The 3204-nt window shown below is 54.6% G+C and carries 1 tRNA gene and 2 rRNA genes (1 of these 3 cut by a window edge); all 3 read left to right on the forward strand.

Annotated features, from left to right (window positions below):
- Positions 1-2526 (forward strand): 23S ribosomal RNA (locus ACEPP2_RS18155); it begins 356 nt to the left of the window's first position.
- Between the two features lie 273 nt (positions 2527-2799).
- Positions 2800-2914 (forward strand): 5S ribosomal RNA (gene rrf, locus ACEPP2_RS18160).
- A gap of 213 nt (positions 2915-3127) precedes the next feature.
- Positions 3128-3204: transfer RNA gene (locus ACEPP2_RS18165), tRNA-Met, on the forward strand.

Below are 3204 nucleotides of genomic sequence, written 5' to 3' on the forward strand. Positions count from 1 at the left end.
CAACCGAGACTCCGCAAGTAGTGGCGAGCGAACGCGGACCAGGCCAGTGGCAATCAGGAATAAAGCCGAACAAGTTGGAAAGCTTGGCTATAGTGGGTGACAGCCCCGTAGGCGTAGAACACTGATTGTCCTTGAGTAGGGCGGGACACGTGAAATCCTGTCTGAACATGGGGAGACCACTCTCCAAGCCTAAGTACTCGTGCATGACCGATAGCGAACAAGTACCGTGAGGGAAAGGTGAAAAGCACCCCGACGAGGGGAGTGAAATAGAACCTGAAACCGGATGCCTACAAACAGTCGGAGCCCGCAAGGGTGACGGCGTACCTTTTGTATAATGGGTCAACGACTTAGTGTAACATGCAAGCTTAAGCCGGTAGGTGTAGGCGCAGCGAAAGCGAGTCTGAACAGGGCGATTGAGTATGTTGCATTAGACCCGAAACCGAGTGATCTAGCCATGAGCAGGTTGAAGGTTGGGTAACACCAACTGGAGGACCGAACCCATATCTGTTGCAATAGATCGGGATGACTTGTGGCTAGGGGTGAAAGGCCAATCAAACTCGGAAATAGCTGGTTCTCCGCGAAATCTATTTAGGTAGAGCGTCGACCGAATACCCCCGGGGGTAGAGCACTGGATGGGCTATGGGGACTCACCGTCTTACTGATCCTAACCAAACTCCGAATACCGGGGAGTACTAGTCGGCAGACACACGGCGGGTGCTAACGTCCGTCGTGAAGAGGGCAACAACCCTGACCTCCAGCTAAGGTCCCCAAGTCATGGCTAAGTGGGAAAGGATGTGAGGATCCCAAAACAACCAGGATGTTGGCTTAGAAGCAGCCATCATTTAAAGAAAGCGTAACAGCTCACTGGTCTAAATAAGGGTCTTTGCGCCGAAAATGTAACGGGGCTAAAGCCATGCACCGAAGCTGAGGATTTGCAGTTTACTGCAAGTGGTAGCGGAGCGTTCCGTAAGCCTGTGAAGGAGGACCCGTGAGGGCCTCTGGAGGTATCGGAAGTGCGAATGTTGACATGAGTAACGACAAAGAGGGTGAGAGACCCTCTCGCCGAAAGACCAAGGGTTCCTGCTTAAAGTTAATCTGAGCAGGGTTAGCCGGCCCCTAAGACGAGGCAGACATGCGTAGTCGATGGGAACCACGTTAATATTCGTGGGCCTGGTGGTAGTGACGGATCTCGTGTGTTGTTCAACCTTACTGGATTGGTTGTGCAGCGAAGAGGTTCCAGGAAATAGCTCCATCATTATAGACCGTACCCGAAACCGACACAGGTGGTCAGGTAGAGTATACCAAGGCGCTTGAGAGAACTATGTTGAAGGAACTCGGCAAATTGCACGCGTAACTTCGGAAGAAGCGTGACCCCTTTTTGGGCAACCAGGAAGGGGTGGCACAGACCAGGGGGTAGCGACTGTTTATCAAAAACACAGGGCTCTGCGAAGTCGAAAGACGACGTATAGGGTCTGACGCCTGCCCGGTGCTGGAAGGTTAAGAGGAGAGGTGCAAGCTTTGAATCGAAGCCCCAGTAAACGGCGGCCGTAACTATAACGGTCCTAAGGTAGCGAAATTCCTTGTCGGGTAAGTTCCGACCTGCACGAATGGCGTAACGACTTCCCCGCTGTCTCCAACATAGACTCAGTGAAATTGAATTCCCCGTGAAGATGCGGGGTTCCTGCGGTCAGACGGAAAGACCCCGTGCACCTTTACTATAGCTTTACACTGGCATTCGTGTCGGCATGTGTAGGATAGGTGGTAGGCTTTGAAGCGGGGACGCCAGTCTTCGTGGAGCCATCCTTGAAATACCACCCTTATCGTCATGGATGTCTAACCGCGGTCCGTCATCCGGATCCGGGACAGTGTATGGTGGGTAGTTTGACTGGGGCGGTCGCCTCCGAAAGAGTAACGGAGGCGCGCGATGGTGGGCTCAGACCGGTCGGAAATCGGTCGTCGAGTGCAATGGCATAAGCCCGCCTGACTGCGAGACTGACAAGTCGAGCAGAGACGAAAGTCGGTCATAGTGATCCGGTGGTCCCGCGTGGAAGGGCCATCGCTCAACGGATAAAAGGTACGCCGGGGATAACAGGCTGATGACCCCCAAGAGTCCATATCGACGGGGTTGTTTGGCACCTCGATGTCGGCTCATCGCATCCTGGGGCTGGAGCAGGTCCCAAGGGTTTGGCTGTTCGCCAATTAAAGCGGTACGTGAGCTGGGTTCAGAACGTCGTGAGACAGTTCGGTCCCTATCTGCCGTGGGTGTAGGAATATTGACAGGATCTGTCCCTAGTACGAGAGGACCGGGATGGACATATCTCTGGTGGACCTGTTGTCCTGCCAAGGGCATAGCAGGGTAGCTATATATGGAAGGGATAACCGCTGAAGGCATCTAAGCGGGAAACCCACCTGAAAACGAGTATTCCCTATCAGGGCCGTGGAAGACGACCACGTTGATAGGAGGCGTGTGGACGTGCAGCAATGCATGAAGCTTAGCCTTACTAATAGCCCGATCGACTTGATCGTTCTCATTGATAATGCTCATCACGCGTCGCAAGACGCTAAGATGCAGCCAGACGTGTTCACATAAGACCATCGCCAGCTTGTCTGGCTCCCTTGCTCGACAGAGCGCCGGGCAGCCATACAGGCCAAAGGCCGTCGCCAAGCATTTGGCGGGCCGTCCGCAGGGCAGCAGCCGGCAGGCTGCGATCAGCCCGCCAGGACAAGATCAGGCGATGAACCAAAATCCAGCTTCTCAACACATGCCAACAGAAATGTTGGTTCATTGCCCTTAATCGACCTGGTGGTCATGGCGGGGCGGCCGCACCCGTTCCCATTCCGAACACGGCCGTGAAACGCCCCAGCGCCAATGGTACTTCGTCTCAAGACGCGGGAGAGTAGGTCGCTGCCAGGTCTATTAAAGGCAATGCCGCAAAACATAAGCGGACAAAACAATCTTCTCAAAAACGAAAAACTCCCTTCCGGGCAAACGCCCGAAACAGGTGACGCGGGGTGGAGCAGCCCGTTCGGCCTAAGATCGATCCACCGGATCGATCTCTTTACGGCCTCACCTCATCAGGCTACGCCTGACATCGCTCCCGGGCAGGAAAGTCCGTATTCTTGGTGACGCGGGGTGGAGCAGCCCGGTAGCTCGTCAGGCTCATAACCTGAAGGCCGCAGGTTCAAATCCTGCCCCCGCAACCA

It is taken from the genome of Pseudorhizobium flavum (genome assembly GCF_044142885.1).
Lineage (GTDB): Bacteria > Pseudomonadota > Alphaproteobacteria > Rhizobiales > Rhizobiaceae > Neorhizobium > Neorhizobium flavum.